A 14,620-nucleotide genomic window follows, 5' to 3' on the forward strand; every position below is an offset into this window, starting at 1 on the left:
ATTCCCCTTACATTTCTACATTTGGTGTATACGCTACTTCTATAATAAATCCATTCGGATCATAAAAATCAATAGTATAGTATCCGTCCGAATAATGACTCATTTCTATCGGACCACGTATTACCTTCACTTTTGTACTAGCAAGAAAATCTGCTACTTCATCAACTACTTCTCTACGAATAGCTTGGTAACAAATATGTCTAGGCCCTAAAGTCCTTACAATTTCCCCGTCCACCTCTTTAAAATATATTTCACTTTCTCCCGTACTATATGCTACTTCATTTAACTTTCTCCATCCAATTATCAAAAACAATTTATCATAAAAAGAAATAGACTCCTCTAAATTCGCGACCCAAAATTCAATATGATGAATACCTGCTCGAAGTGTATTCATATTAAGAATGTGCCCCCTGTACGACTTGTACAATTTCCATAGGCGTATGAACCATATAATCTGGTGCATCTTTTTCTACTGTTTCAATGACATCATATCCCCAAGATACCCAAATTACGTTCACACCAGCCTTTTTACACGCTGCTACGTCTCGCTGTTCATCACCGACATATAACATATCTTGCTCTGTTATTTTTTTTGATTTTAAAAATCTTTTTATCATTTTGTCTTTACCAAATAAATTTTTAGAACAATACACTTCTTGAATATTTTCGATACCATTATTGTGTAAAAACGCCCGAATATGCTCTTCTGAGTTCGATGATATGACGGCAATCCCGTAGCCTTTTTTATGTAATTCATCTAATACATCCTTCATCCCATGGAACAAAACGAGATCTTTTATAGCTGGTTGATATAATTTATAAAACTCTAGCGCCAATATCGGTAGTTTATACAGTGGTACATCGAGTTGTTTACATCTCTCTGGCATCGTTAATTTACGTAAATGCTCAATTTCTTCTTCCCTTACTGTTTTATAACCATGCTTTTCAGCTATTTGATTATAGATCGGTACAAATATATTTTGTGAATCTACTAATGTTCCATCAAAGTCAAAAACAATATATTTTTCCATTCTCATACTCCCTTTTCTTCTTTTTCTTAAACATATGTTATTCAACAACATAGTTGTCTTACCCTTTTGTCAACATAAAAAAGAACAAGATTTTCTCTTGTTCTTTTTAAGAAAGCCATTTTGGCGGTACATTCGTATTCCAATAAATATTTCCTAATTCATGATGTCCTGAGTATCCATCATCAAAACGATGATAGTGGAAATTGAAATAATAACCATCTTGCGGTGGATGATCTCTTCTTACATGAAATCGTAGCAAGTCATTTCCAGATTTCGTATCGTAAACGTGAAAAATCTTTTCATTATTTCCACCAGCTGGTTTCTGAGAAATCGATAATGATTGTAACGACTCCTCTGGAACATCATTGGCAAGCTCAGCAATTGCCTCTTCAATTTTCGGTAATATTACATCTTTAAACTCATCTTCAATTACTGGACCAATTTTAGTTCCAAACTTTTGCATCGACTGCTTCTCTGCTTCTTGCATTGCATAAGTAATAAAAGTATCGGTGGTTAACCTGTCATTCACTTCTTCATATGTATAGGACGTACTCTCCAAATTTTGTTGCCCAGCTGTGCTCGTAGGCTTGTCCGCAGCTTTGGCATTATCAAGCAATATGGAAGGAGGCGTCACTAAACCAAATGTAAATACGGTAATTAATGCGACTAAGGTTTTTCTAAACCAATTTGGCATTTATGTTCCCTCCCCTTTCACTCATTATATTTTATATAACGGTTGTTTCTTCTATTATACAAAATGATTGTAATTTTTGCACTTTACAATTTTGTTAACGTTCACATATTTTTCACTTGAATATGAAATTGTAAGATTTCATACAATAATAATACAACAACAATGAGGAGGCAATCAGATGACTTTAGATGTCATGTATTCCGCCGTAAGCATACTCGTTTTAATATATTTTATTTATCAATGTGTGACAGATTAGAAAAAGAGCCATTTTCCGGCTCTTTTTCTATGGTAAAAATACAATCCAACCAATCCATACTATAAAAATAATCCCGGCAATTACAGCTGGTAATAAATAAAAATGAGAAAGTATAACTATTCCATACAAAAGTATTACTGGAAGTAATAAATAGCGATCTGCCTTCCATCTTAACAATAGTAATTTGCCTTCATCACAATATAAATGAAGAAACATTTTTTTCGTAAATTCATTCCAATAATCGCGTGCATAACGAGAAATTGCAACTAAAGCAAATACAAGAATAATAGCTGCAATCCACCTCGGACTCATCATAATACTTACCGTGCTTATACATACAATTTGAATATAAAATATTCGTGCACTACTTGTACGGAAAAATTCTTTCAAAAAAGATTCAACGATACGCGAATCAGCTTTTTTCCCTAAAAGTCTTTTAGAATGTGGAAACATCCACGGTTTTTTACTCGAACTACTCGGTTTAGCCGCATGACCACCAACTTGCATAATCCCACTCGTCCAGCGCATACTTTCTTCTTTCTCTTTCTCAACTTCTTTAAAAAAGCAATTTTTATAATTTAGTTTTTCTTTTATCAATACGATAATTAGAAAAACTGCTAGACCGATACATAGTATAGAATAAAATGGATTTTTATAAATAAGAAACAGACTCAATCCAAAAAAGGATAGACTTATAGAAAATATTACATTTTTTATAATCCATAGTAGCCATCGTTTCCCCACACGTATATGAATAAATCTCGTCAACAACGACAACATAAATCGAAATACAGTAAAGAATGTCCAAAATAATACGATTTGTATCTTTGTCGCTCCGATACTTTTCATTAACACTGGTAACATAACAACTACTACCATTACATTCGTTATCGCTATTCGAATAAATGTATATATCATGCCATACTGAATTAATTTTCGCATATGAGTTGGATACGAAATTAAAAATAAGCTATCTGCTTGTTCAAAAAACGAGCGTACACCTCTCGAATATGTTACAAGATAAAATGCGAGTAAACCTAATCCGAAATACACAGTCTCTTCCATCGATAATGTTTCCGTCCATAGTGATCGATAATAGATTCCCATAAATATAAGTGCTGGAATAATTATATATAACGCAACTGTCCAATCTGTTACCGAACGTATGGACTTCCATTTCCGCTCAAGTTCATGGCGTAATCTTTTATAAAATTGTTTTTTAATCATGCTGTTCACGCCTTACGATTACATCAAAACAGTCTAATAATGAACTCCCTGGCATTTCTGCTAACGTTTGAATAGACTCTAAATGTCCATCTGCAACTAATGTACCTTGTGAAATGAGCAAAAATCTTTCGCAAATTCTTTCAGCAGTATCCAATACGTGCGTACAAAGTAAAATTCCTGCCCCGCGCTCTTTTTCTTTATATAAATAACTTAAAAACTCTTTCGTAGCTACTGGATCTAATCCGATAAAAGGTTCGTCAATTATATAAAAATCTGGCTTAGTTAAAAACGCCAATATAAGCATCGATTTTTGTTTCATCCCTTTTGAAAACTTTGATAAATACTCATGCTTATGCTTATCCATTCGAAACATATGTAATAATTCTTCAGCTTCCCTTTCCCAGCTTCCTACTTCATTCTCACGAGCAGCCATTAATAATTCAATATGTTCCCAGAGCGTCAAATACTCATAATATGTTGGATGTTCTGGCACATATGCATACGGATTTTTCTTTTCACCAAATGATATTTCACCATTCATATTTACAAGTAAGCCTAGCATCGTTTTAATCGTCGTACTTTTCCCGGCACCATTTGCGCCAATAAGAGCAACTAATTCACCTTTTTCAATTGAAAAAGCAATATCATGAATTGTTTTTTCACCTATTTCATATCCAGCTGAGCGGATATTCACCTTCAACATACATTCCCCTTCTTTCCATTCCCAATACAATCAAGGAAAATAATAACACTATCTATATATCATTATAAAATATTTATTTTCATAGCAGGAAAAAACATTTTTTAACAGAATATTAAATGTTTGATTACATTTTATTGGAGTGAATAATATGTCTTTTCAAATTCGTGAAGCGACGATAGATGATATAGATGCACTTTGTTCTTTAACGAAAGAATTAAAAGGTTCCTCTATTTCCTATGAAGATATGAACAACCGATTGCAATTCGTACAAATGAGTCCTTTTGATTTTTTATATGTTTATGAGGAAGAAGAAACTATATTTGGATTACTTGGGTTTCGTATACGCGAAAATTTAGAAGATGTAACTCGTTATGGAGAAATTTCAATTATTAGCGTCGATTCTACAATACGGCGGAAAGGCATTGGACAAGTGTTAATGGATTATGCAGAACAATTAGCAAAGAAGCATCATTGCATTGGAACATGGCTAGTTAGCGGAACAAAAAGAGTGGAAGCACATCCTTTTTACAAAAAATTAGGTTATGAAGTAAATGGATATCGATTTGTAAAACATTTTTAAACTACTTTTTAATTGAAGGGACTATAACTATGACAAGCATTAAAGCAATTTTCATTGATCGTGACGGTACAATTGGCGGCGACACTACAATACATTACCCTGGATCTTTTACATTATTCCCCTTTACAAAAGCAGCTCTGCAAAAACTAAAAGCTCAAAATATAAAAATTTTCTCTTTCACAAATCAACCAGGTATCGCGGATGGAATAGCGACTGTAGCTGATTTTGTACAAGAATTAAAAGATTTCGGTTTTGATGATATTTACGTTTGTCCACATAAACATGGTGATGGTTGTGAATGCCGTAAACCAAGTACAGGCATGCTTCTTAAAGCAGCGGAAAAACATGGGCTTGATTTAACAGAATGTGCTGTAGTTGGTGATCGCTGGACTGATATTGTGGCAGGAGCAAAAGTGAATGCGACAACAATATTAGTTCGAACAGGCGCTGGATACGATGCTTTACATACGTACCGAGACAACTGGGCACATATTGAGCCAAACTACATTGCAGAAAACTTTGAAGATGCAACAAACTGGGTTTTAAATCAACTATAATACAATTTAAAAGAGACGTTTTCATTTTGAAAACGTCTCTTTTAATCTTACATTTTTTAAAATGTTAATTCATAATGGAAATAACGATTATCTCTCAAATAACCATTTTCAGCATATAATCGCTGTGCTGATAAATTATCAATCTCTGTTTGTAATTTTACACCTTTTGCGCCATTTTCTAATGCGAATTTTTTAGTAGCTTCTAATAACTTTTTACCTGTTCCAGATCCGCGCTTCGCCGCTTGTACAAACAGATCATTTAAAATCCATAATTCTTTCATTGAAACGGAAGAAAATGATGGATATAGTTGCGTGAATCCAATATATTCACCGTCTTCCACTGCTACGAAAATAACGGATTCTTTTCTCTCGATACGATTTCGTAAAAATACTTTTGCACCTTCTAAATCGGAATCTTGTCGGTAAAACATACGATAGTTATTAAAAACTGATGCTAGTCCATCTAAATCTGCAATTGTTGCCTCATATATTCTCATTTTACTCCATTCCCCTTCCAATACTTTCTCATTATATCCGTTGCCCATTTAGGCTGTAGAATTTCTTCTTTCGGCATAAACTCTTTCATTATCGGCTTTATATCCAATATAGGGGTGCCATCAATAGCATCTAACCCCTCAACAATAATTGATTTACCTTCTCTTTTAATTACCTTTACAATTGTGGCTCCTATGCGATTTGGACGATTTTTCCCACGCTGTGCAAAAATGCCTACTTTAGGATAATCATTATTATTTCTAGGATGTCTAGCAACATATTGAATTTGTTCATCAGTTACTTTATGAAAATAAAAAACAACTTCAATATGAGAAAAATCTTCAATCCCTTGTATACTTTCCTCTGTATACATTTCCGTTAAAGTAATATAGGATCTTACATCTCCCCACTCATCATCTTTTATTTCCTTTCTTTCATTATGTACAAATGCGATTGGTTGAACTGAAAACATACGCATTCCCCCTTAAATGTAACCACTTACATTATAAAATATTTTCTGAATGTTTTCCAGACACACGAACTAAGTTTACATAATATAATTATAATCTATTTTCTAAAGCCACATTTACTGCTTCAATTGCATGTATAAAAGTTGTATCGAATATCGGAACTGATACGTCTTCCTGCTTTATTAATAATCCTATTTCTGTACACCCTAAAATTATTCCCTGTGCTCCTTTTTGCACTAGCTCTTCTATGACTGTTTTATAATACTCTCTAGATTGCGATGTTATTTTTCCTAAACATAATTCTGTATAAATTATTTCATTTATTTTTTCTCTATTATTTTCTAATGGCACTATTACTTTTATATTATTCTTTTCTATACGTGACTTATAGAAATCTTGCTCCATTGTATATTTTGTTCCAAGTAGACCAATCGTTTGAATACCTTTTCTTTTAATTTCTTTTGCAGTAGTATCAGCAATATGTAATACAGGGATGTTAATATTCTCTTTTATTTTCTCCACTACTTTATGCATTGTATTTGTGCAAATGATTATAAAATCAGCTCCTCCATTCTGCAATGAATACGCCGCATTCCCTAATACTTCTCCTGCTCCATCCCAATCACCGTTAGACTGAAATCGTTCAATCTCTTCAAAATCCACACTATTAATCAAACATTTTGCTGAGTGTAATCCTCCTAATCTACTTTTTATCTCTTCATTTAAAATTCGATAATATTCCGAAGTCGATTCCCAACTCATACCACCTATAAGCCCTATCGTTTTCATATAACACACCTACCTAAACTTTTTTCTAAACTAATAACAATGTTTTATTATGTATATTATACACAATAAAACAAGACTTTAAGTTTATAATATAAAGTCTTGTTTTAACTATTTCCAAGGAAATTTTATAAGAATATTCTGAAATTAATTATCTAATGTTTTTATAGAATCTTCATATTGATAATTAAAACAGTCTCGATACAACTGTTTAATTTCATAATAAGAAGGAACTCGTGGATTATTTCCTGGGCTACCACTTTCAATTGCATCCGAGGCCATTTTAGAAATAGCATTTTCAAACTCAATTTCATCAATTCCATATTCTTTTAAATTTGGAATGCAAAGATCAAAACAAAGTTTCTTTATTTCAGCAAGCGTGTAATTCGCTACTTCTTCCTCAGAATATGAGTAAAGATCTTTGTTTAAATTGCGTCCAATCTCGGCTAACCTTTTCACTGCACTTGTTTTTGTGAACTCTAAAACTGTAGGTAATAGTATGGCGTTCGATATACCATGTGGTACATGAAATAGTGCACCTACTGGTCTTGACATACCATGGACTAACGTAACTGATGCATTTGAGAATGCAATTCCAGCTTGTAATGAAGCGATCATCATTGCTTCCCTTGCTTCCATATTATCTCCATCTTCATATGCAATACGTAAATATTTCATAATACTTTCAATAGCCGAAAGAGCAAGTACATCTGTAAGTGGTTGTGAAAATTTAGAAATATATGCTTCAATTGCATGGCATAATGCATCTATACCTGTCGCTGCAGTAATATGAGGTGGTACCGAACTTGTTAATATCGGGTCAATAATCGCTACTTGCGGGGTAAAACTCGGATGCTTCATCATCATTTTTACATCTGTTTTTTTATTCGTAATTACTGCTACACTTGTTACTTCTGATCCAGTACCTGAAGTTGTTGGAATTGCAATGAGTGGTAGTGGATCATTTTCTATTTCAACATCTTTTTGGACGTAATATTCAATTGCTCCACCATTAGTATGTAACACCGCTACTGCTTTTGCAGCATCAATACAACTTCCACCACCAATACCGATAATAAAATCACACTTTCCTTCTTTACAAATCGTTAACGCTTCTAATACGTGTAAATTTGTAGGCTCAGCATTCACTTTATTATATGTAATAACAGTAATACCTTTCTTATTTAGCTGTTTTATGCACCTTTCAACATACCCTAATTTCTCCATAATTGTATCAGTAACGATAAAAGCTCTTTTCCCAAATTTCTTTGATTGTTCCCCCAGTTTTTCAAGCGAATTTCTTCCATATAATACAGACTTCGGCATACGAAACTCAGCAACTTCTTGCAAGTACTCCACCCCTTCTTACCCTTATTAATGCTTTATTTTATAAAATATTAACTAAATAAACCTTTACAATTCATATCGTATCTATTTTTAATAAATTCCTGTAATAGTATAGAATGCGATAACTAAAAACACAGCAACCGTTTTCAAAACTGTAATAGCAAATATATCTTTATATGACTGTTTATGTGTTAAACCTGTTACTGTAAGAATAGTAATAATAGCCCCGTTATGTGGTAATGTATCCATTCCTCCTGATGCCATTGATACGATACGGTGCATAACTTCTAATGGAATATCAAATTGATTGGCTGCTGCAATAAATTTATCCCCCATTGCACTTAAAACAATCCCCATTCCTCCTGATGCAGAACCTGTAATACCGGCTAAAATATTCGTTGTTACCGCTCCATTTACTAAAGGGTTCGTGAATGTTGCAGAGATACCATCTCTCATTATCGCAAAGCCAGGAAGTGCTGCAATAACACCACCGAATCCAAACTCTGCTCCAGTGTTCATTGTTGCAAGTAGCGCACCACCAATACTTGTATTCAATCCAGCTTGAAATCCTGTTACTACCCGTTTCCAATATAATAAAAGAGTTGTTAAAATTCCTATTATAAGTGCCAATTCTACAGACCATATTCCAACTACCGCACTCAATTCTACTTTTCCAAATGCTTTCATACCAATTGCTGAAAAGTCAAAACCGTTCGGATACCACTTCGGTATCATAATAGTAAACACTTTATTCATTACACCTACTAAAATAAGTGGTATAAAAGCAATAAGTTGTTGTGCCCTCGTAATTTCTAAACGATTTAACAGTGGTATTTCTTTCTGCTCTAATTCCAAAGATGCTGCCATTTCAGTATTCCCATCGTTAAAACCAAAATACCCTTCACCTGCTGCTTTTGCCTTCTTACGCCTACTCTCTAAATATAATAAACCTAACGTGAGAACAAAAATTGCTCCTACAATACCAAGTATCGGTGCAGCATAAATGTCCGTTTTAAAAAATGTTGTAGGTATTACATTTTGAATTTGTGGTGATCCAGGAAGCGCATCCATTGTAAATGTTACTGCTCCAAGGACAATCGTTCCAGGTATTAAGCGCTTTGGAATATTAGCTTGTCGAAAAAGCTTAGCTGCAAACGGAAATATAGCAAACACCACTACATATACACTCACACCACTATACGTTAAAATAGCACCCATTAAAACAATCGCTAAAATCGTACGTTTTTCTCCAACCAACTCTACAATCGTCTTTGCAATAGAATCAGCAATTCCTGACATTTCTACTACTTTCCCAAAAATTGCTCCAAGTAAAAACACCGGGAAATATAGTTTAATAAACCCTACCATTTTCTCCATAAAAATATTAGAAAAGAAAGGTAATACAAAACTAGGCTCTGTCAAAAACACCGCAAATAATGCAAAAATCGGTGCAAATAAAATAACAGAAAACCCTCTATAGGCTACAAACATAAGTAAGCTAAGTGCTAATAATATAATAACTAGCTCCAATTATACCCCTCCTTTTAACTGAAAATTCAATCTTTTGTTGATAAATTTCTACTAATCTTTCATTTCTGACATCCCTCCTCTAATTCATACAAATTTTTCATACTAAAATGTCTAATTATACATATTCGATTACATATGAAAAATCCCTTTAAACAAAAACGATTTCATCGTCATACGTTATAAAGGGATTTTTAGTCTCTATTTTTATTTTTTTATTAAACTATTTTCTATACAAAAATGGTGTAGTTCTTCTATATCCTTCGCTATATGAGTCGCATTAACTTCAATCAACTCATTTTCACTACCATAGCCATATAAAACACCAATTGAAGCAATTCCATTATGATTTGCACCTATTATATCGTGCTTTCTATCTCCAATCATAACAACTTCCTCTTTATAAAGTCCTTCATTCTGTTGTAAAATATGAGCAATTATTTCTTCTTTTTTTATTCTTGTTCCATTTAAATTACTTCCAATGATATCTTCAAAATAATTCGTTAGTTGAAAATGCTCTATTACTTGTCTAGCAAAAATAGTAGGCTTTGAAGTAGCTATAAATAAACGATTTCCGGTATCTTTTAATTGTTTTAGGAGATTTGGAATACCCTCGTATACACTATTCTCCAACAACCCACGTTGCTTTAAATACTCCCTGAAATAAAAAACAGCTCTTTCAACTTCTCCTTCATTCATATTATATCTCTCTACGAATGATTGCTGAATAGGAGGACCAATAAATGAATCTAACTCACTTACATGCAATTCTTCAATTCCAACCTTTTCTAAGGCGTACAAAACTGAATTTACAATCCCCTTTTTAGGATCCGTTACTGTTCCATCTAAATCAAATAAAAATGTTGTATACATATTTAATCCCCCACTCATCCTACTTTACATGTAATACTGAAGGTTTTTTACTATACTATCATTATTTATTTTTTCGAAAAATTAACTTTTCTATGTTGCATAGTTTCAGTTACAAAATACGGATAGATATGATAAAGTAAAAAAGTTACAATTAATTCAATAGAAACTGGTGAAACAAATGTCAATTACATTAATTTTTATAATGGCTTTCACAATTGTCATCCACGCAGTCGAAACTAGTTCTTATAGTATTCGATTAGCTGGTGTTCGTTTAAAAAAGATTGTCGTTGCCTTATCTGTCGTAGGAATGGTATTACTTATTTCAAGAACGTCAAATTTACTACAAGCCTTTTTAATTGGCGGGATTGTCGATGACGCAAAACGAGATGCTTCTATTAATTTAGAGCTTACTATACGACTTGTACTATTATCCGCTTCCATCGGTACATTACTTGCGATTATTCTTTATCCAACTTTGACAAAACTATTTGGATATGTCATTCAAAACTTTGAAACAGATGGTTCTTTCATTCGAATGATGAAAACAAATAACATTCAAAAATTAAAGTACACAAAAAAATATGTGCGCTTTCCAAGATTTGAAATGATTCATAGATTGCGTATCGGTGGTATCCCAAAGCGTATTATGCTTATTAACATGTTTGCTACTGCAATTTATACAGCAGGTGTTCTTTCTGCCCTTTATGCTTCTTTTCTAAATCCAGATTACGCAACAAATGCAAGTACAGCTTCTGGCCTTGTGAATGGTTTTGCTACAATTTTATTAACAGTGTTACTCGATCCACGTATAGCACTTTTGACAGAACGTGCTTTACAATCAGAAAATGGCGCTGAATCTATGAGTAAAATGTATGGTTGGCTAATGATATCTAGACTTCTCGGTACTTTACTCGCACAACTGTTGTTCGTACCAGGTGCTTACTGGATTTTATGGATTATTGAACTGATGCATTAATTTACTAGAAAGGTGAATTTATCAATGAAGATACAAACAGAGCAAGATATCATTCGCTTAATAGAAAAAGACAAATGGATGATGAACGTATTACACATAGCAAAATCACTAGAGCTACCTGATTGGTGGATTTGCGCCGGGTTTGTTCGTTCAAAACTTTGGGATACTTTGCATAACTATGAAGTAAGAACTGCTACACCGGACGTTGATGTCATCTATTTTGATCCATTACATAAAGACGAGACATATGAACAATCTGTAGAGAAAACATTGACAAATATGGATACTTCTATACCTTGGTCGGTTAAAAATCAAGCTCGTATGCATGTGGTGAACAGCATGCCACCATATTCTTCTTCTGCTGATGCTATTTCTAAATTCCCTGAAACAGCAACTGCTTTAGGCGTTACGCTTGACGAACAAAACAAAGTTATATTAACGTCTCCATGCGGAATAGAAGATGCACTTTCATTACAAGTGAAACCGACAGCTCATTTCCTTGAAACAGAAGAACGAATACATATGTACAAAAATAGAGTTAATAAAAAGAATTGGCAAGATAAATGGCCTAATATTACAATCACTTATCCAGAAATTTGAAATAGGGCGCTTCGCATTATACGAAGCACCCTTTCTTTTTTAGTTTAAAAAATGAATGACTGTTTCAGCAAATCGATCAGCTTCCTCATAATGTGGTGTATGGCCACTCTCTTCGAATATGATACACTTCCCATTTTGAGCATCTTTATTAAATGTTTCAATTTGTTTTTCACACGTTACTACATCATGTTTTCCTACAATTAATAACATTGGATTTTGTATATCTTTTATTTCACATAATAATGACGTATGACATGCTCCCTCTGATTTTAATCTATCAAAATGAATTTTGGAGCGATTTGAAAATACCTCCCACTCTTCATCACTATATAAACTATCGTCTGTCTCATCTTCTTTATAATTGTAAATCTCCATTCTTTTTTCTTCTAATTCAGCGCTTAAGCTTATATAAGCTTCTAACAACTCTTCTGAACTAGCATTATTAGATGAATAAGCAAAGCAGTCTTCTGCCGCTAATTCTTTTCCATACTTTTTTAATAAAGTTCCCGTCTTTTGTAGTAAGGCCCTACTTGTTAATGCAAAATCGAAAGTCGGACCTTCAAATATTAATTTCTCTATTGAATTTGGATACGTCGTTGCATATAGCAATGCTACATATCCACCGAAAGAGTGCCCGATTACAGACCATTTCTCAATTTGTAGTAGTTTTCTTATTTCCTCACAGTCTTCAACTAAATCATTTAATCCAAAAGGTTCTTCCTCAGTAATTCCTTCTGATCGACAAACGCCTCTTTGATCTATCATAATTACATATAAGGAATCTTTTAATCGTACTGCTTGATGAAATGAAAAATCATAACAGCTCTCTCCTGGACCGCCGTGCAAATATAATACAGGCTTGCTTTTAGGGTTTCCATATGCTTCAACATATAACTTCTTCCCTCTAATGTCCATGTATTTCCCTGCTTCTATCAAATTCGCCTTTATAATCATCACCTTCTCTTTTTACTGAATATTATAACATTTAATATTAAATAATCCCTATTACATTTAAAAAGACAATAATTATTGCAAGTGGTGCTACAAACCGAAGTAAAAATGCCCAGCAAGTAAATACTTTCTTTCCGTAATTTCCACCTACAAAAAATTCTGCTTCTAGTACTTTCTTTTCCATTTTGAATGACACGAAAATACTAATAAATAGCGCTCCAAGTGGCATTAATATATTACTAGATAAGAAATCTACTGCATCAAAAATATTCTTTCCAAAAATCGTAATATCACTCCATACTCCAAATGATAACGCAGATGGTATACCTACTAAGAAAATGCAAAAACCAATGATCCATGATAGTTTCGTTCTTCTTTCTTGTTCACCATTTGCTAATGCTGAAACAACCGTCTCTAGTAGAGAAAATGCCGATGTTAATGTGGCAAATGTAAATAGCGCAAGAAATACTGTTAAGAACAATCCGCCAAATGGAATTTGACTAAATACAGATGGTAATACGATAAATAGTAATCCAGGCCCTTCCGTCGGCTCCATTCCTAATGAAAATACTGCTGGGAAAATGGCAAGACCTGCAAATAAAGAGACGAATAAATTTAATCCAACAATTGTTATTGCTGATTTTGGTAAACCTTCTTTTTTATTTAAATAGGAACTATACGTAACCATAATTGATATTCCGATACTAATCGCAAAGAATGATTGGCCCATTGCGAACAAAATACTTTCTGAAGTAATCTTTGAGAAATCTGGTTGTAAGAAAAACTTCACACCTTGCATTGCATTATCCAATGTTAATGAACGAATAATAAGGGCGACAAATAAAACGAACAATGCTGGTAACATATATTTACTTGCTTTTTCAATTCCGTTTTGTACACCTTTTGATACAACCCATATCGTAATGAACATAAAAGCGAAATGTCCAGTAATAGCCCAAACCGGATTTCCAATTGTTTCAGTAAATAACAAACCGTAATTTTGTCCCGGAGTAATAAGTTGTCCAGTTACTCCTCTGAATAAATAAATTAGTACCCATCCACCTACAACACTATAAAATGAAAGTAGTATAAAACAAGTTCCAACACCAAGGCGTCCTATCCAGTGCCAGCCTGTATTTGGTGCGATACTTTTAAATGCTCCAACTGCTTGTTTCTGCGTACTGCGTCCAATCATAAATTCAGCTATTAATAGCGGGAGACCAATTAATACAGTAAATAATATAAAAATTAAAAAGAAAGCTCCTCCCCCGCTCTTTCCAGCAATATAAGGAAACTTCCATATTGCGCCTAGTCCAATTGCTGATCCTGCTGCTGCCATTATAAAACCTAATTTCGAAGTCCATTGCTCCGTCTGTTTCATTTTATTTTCCTCCTAATTAAATCTTTTTATATAAATAAATAAATTTTATAAACCTATCCAAATAAACCCTCCATTTCTTTTTCTATAAAATAAAAAATGGCCCAGCATCTCTTTATATAAAGAGACGCTAAGCCATTTACTTAACGCGGTACCACCCTTATTGATT

17 protein-coding genes and 1 other annotated feature (1 of these 18 cut by a window edge) are annotated in these 14,620 nt (G+C 33.4%); of the genes, 4 read left to right on the forward strand and 13 right to left on the reverse strand.

The genetic code is table 11. The features are described from left to right. Positions 1 to 7: 7 nt before the first annotated feature. The 5 genes from QCI75_RS15960 to QCI75_RS15980 form a co-directional block, all read right to left on the reverse strand. Positions 8 to 394 (reverse strand): VOC family protein, encoded by a 387-nt coding sequence (locus QCI75_RS15960; RefSeq protein ID WP_001094650.1) that lies wholly within the window; start codon positions 392 to 394, stop codon positions 8 to 10. 1 nt (position 395) lies between these two features. Continuing rightward, the gene (locus QCI75_RS15965) at positions 396 to 1,031 is read right to left on the reverse strand and encodes an HAD family hydrolase (RefSeq protein WP_186320885.1); all 636 of its coding nucleotides are present in this window, start codon (positions 1,029 to 1,031) and stop codon (positions 396 to 398) included. Positions 1,032 to 1,137: 106 nt separating this feature from the next. Then, positions 1,138 to 1,725 (reverse strand): YpjP family protein, encoded by a 588-nt coding sequence (locus QCI75_RS15970; protein ID WP_144506197.1) that lies wholly within the window; start codon positions 1,723 to 1,725, stop codon positions 1,138 to 1,140. 283 nt (positions 1,726 to 2,008) lie between these two features. Next, entirely contained in the window at positions 2,009 to 3,208 is a 1,200-nt protein-coding gene (locus QCI75_RS15975; protein ID WP_144506198.1) for an ABC transporter permease, read from the reverse strand. Beyond that, a complete protein-coding gene (locus QCI75_RS15980; protein WP_002168480.1) occupies positions 3,201 to 3,911 on the reverse strand; it encodes an ABC transporter ATP-binding protein in 711 nt (236 codons plus the stop codon). Before QCI75_RS15980 ends, QCI75_RS15975 begins: the two co-directional genes overlap by 8 nt. A gap of 148 nt (positions 3,912 to 4,059) precedes the next feature. Here QCI75_RS15980 and QCI75_RS15985 point away from each other — a divergent pair, with 148 nt between their 5' ends. Together QCI75_RS15985 and QCI75_RS15990 are read left to right on the forward strand one after the other, a co-directional pair. Then, positions 4,060 to 4,491 carry a GNAT family N-acetyltransferase gene (locus QCI75_RS15985; protein WP_000009780.1) on the forward strand — a complete coding sequence of 144 codons (432 nt, stop codon included), beginning with the start codon at positions 4,060 to 4,062 and terminating at the stop codon, positions 4,489 to 4,491. Positions 4,492 to 4,520: 29 nt separating this feature from the next. Beyond that, positions 4,521 to 5,048, forward strand: a complete 528-nt coding sequence (locus tag QCI75_RS15990; RefSeq protein ID WP_144506200.1) for an HAD-IIIA family hydrolase — start codon at positions 4,521 to 4,523, stop codon at positions 5,046 to 5,048. 56 nt (positions 5,049 to 5,104) lie between these two features. Here QCI75_RS15990 and QCI75_RS15995 read toward each other — a convergent pair whose 3' ends face one another. From QCI75_RS15995 to QCI75_RS16020, 6 genes are all read right to left on the reverse strand, one after another. Continuing rightward, a complete protein-coding gene (locus tag QCI75_RS15995) occupies positions 5,105 to 5,545 on the reverse strand; it encodes a GNAT family N-acetyltransferase (RefSeq protein ID WP_144506201.1) in 441 nt (146 codons plus the stop codon). After that, the gene (locus QCI75_RS16000; RefSeq protein WP_144506202.1) at positions 5,542 to 6,015 is read right to left on the reverse strand and encodes an SAM-dependent methyltransferase; all 474 of its coding nucleotides are present in this window, start codon (positions 6,013 to 6,015) and stop codon (positions 5,542 to 5,544) included. Before QCI75_RS16000 ends, QCI75_RS15995 begins: the two co-directional genes overlap by 4 nt. A gap of 88 nt (positions 6,016 to 6,103) precedes the next feature. Then, the gene (locus QCI75_RS16005; protein ID WP_144506203.1) at positions 6,104 to 6,802 is read right to left on the reverse strand and encodes an aspartate/glutamate racemase family protein; all 699 of its coding nucleotides are present in this window, start codon (positions 6,800 to 6,802) and stop codon (positions 6,104 to 6,106) included. Positions 6,803 to 6,946: 144 nt separating this feature from the next. Continuing rightward, complete coding sequence (locus QCI75_RS16010; protein ID WP_144506204.1) at positions 6,947 to 8,149, reverse strand: iron-containing alcohol dehydrogenase; 1,203 nt, start codon at positions 8,147 to 8,149, stop codon at positions 6,947 to 6,949. Positions 8,150 to 8,236: 87 nt separating this feature from the next. Further along, a complete protein-coding gene (locus tag QCI75_RS16015; protein WP_144506205.1) occupies positions 8,237 to 9,676 on the reverse strand; it encodes a GntP family permease in 1,440 nt (479 codons plus the stop codon). Between the two features lie 204 nt (positions 9,677 to 9,880). After that, complete coding sequence (locus QCI75_RS16020; RefSeq protein ID WP_144506206.1) at positions 9,881 to 10,546, reverse strand: HAD family hydrolase; 666 nt, start codon at positions 10,544 to 10,546, stop codon at positions 9,881 to 9,883. A gap of 178 nt (positions 10,547 to 10,724) precedes the next feature. On the opposite strand from QCI75_RS16020, the gene QCI75_RS16025 reads away from it, so the two are divergent. Then, positions 10,725 to 11,522 carry a lipid II flippase family protein gene (locus QCI75_RS16025; RefSeq protein ID WP_353760817.1) on the forward strand — a complete coding sequence of 266 codons (798 nt, stop codon included), beginning with the start codon at positions 10,725 to 10,727 and terminating at the stop codon, positions 11,520 to 11,522. Positions 11,523 to 11,546: 24 nt separating this feature from the next. Further along, positions 11,547 to 12,122: a nucleotidyltransferase family protein gene (locus tag QCI75_RS16030; protein WP_144508701.1), complete on the forward strand. Its 576-nt coding sequence runs from the start codon at positions 11,547 to 11,549 to the stop codon at positions 12,120 to 12,122. A gap of 39 nt (positions 12,123 to 12,161) precedes the next feature. Here the strand turns inward: QCI75_RS16030 and QCI75_RS16035 are convergent, their stop codons facing one another. Both QCI75_RS16035 and QCI75_RS16040 read right to left on the reverse strand, forming a co-directional pair. Next, positions 12,162 to 13,076: an alpha/beta fold hydrolase gene (locus QCI75_RS16035; RefSeq protein WP_144508702.1), complete on the reverse strand. Its 915-nt coding sequence runs from the start codon at positions 13,074 to 13,076 to the stop codon at positions 12,162 to 12,164. A gap of 37 nt (positions 13,077 to 13,113) precedes the next feature. After that, positions 13,114 to 14,454 (reverse strand): sodium-dependent transporter, encoded by a 1,341-nt coding sequence (locus tag QCI75_RS16040; RefSeq protein ID WP_353760818.1) that lies wholly within the window; start codon positions 14,452 to 14,454, stop codon positions 13,114 to 13,116. Positions 14,455 to 14,571: 117 nt separating this feature from the next. Then, positions 14,572 to 14,620, reverse strand: a binding site (T-box leader); it runs 200 nt beyond the window's last position.

The organism is Bacillus cereus group sp. RP43 (assembly GCF_040459645.1).
GTDB lineage: Bacteria > Bacillota > Bacilli > Bacillales > Bacillaceae_G > Bacillus_A > Bacillus_A mycoides_C.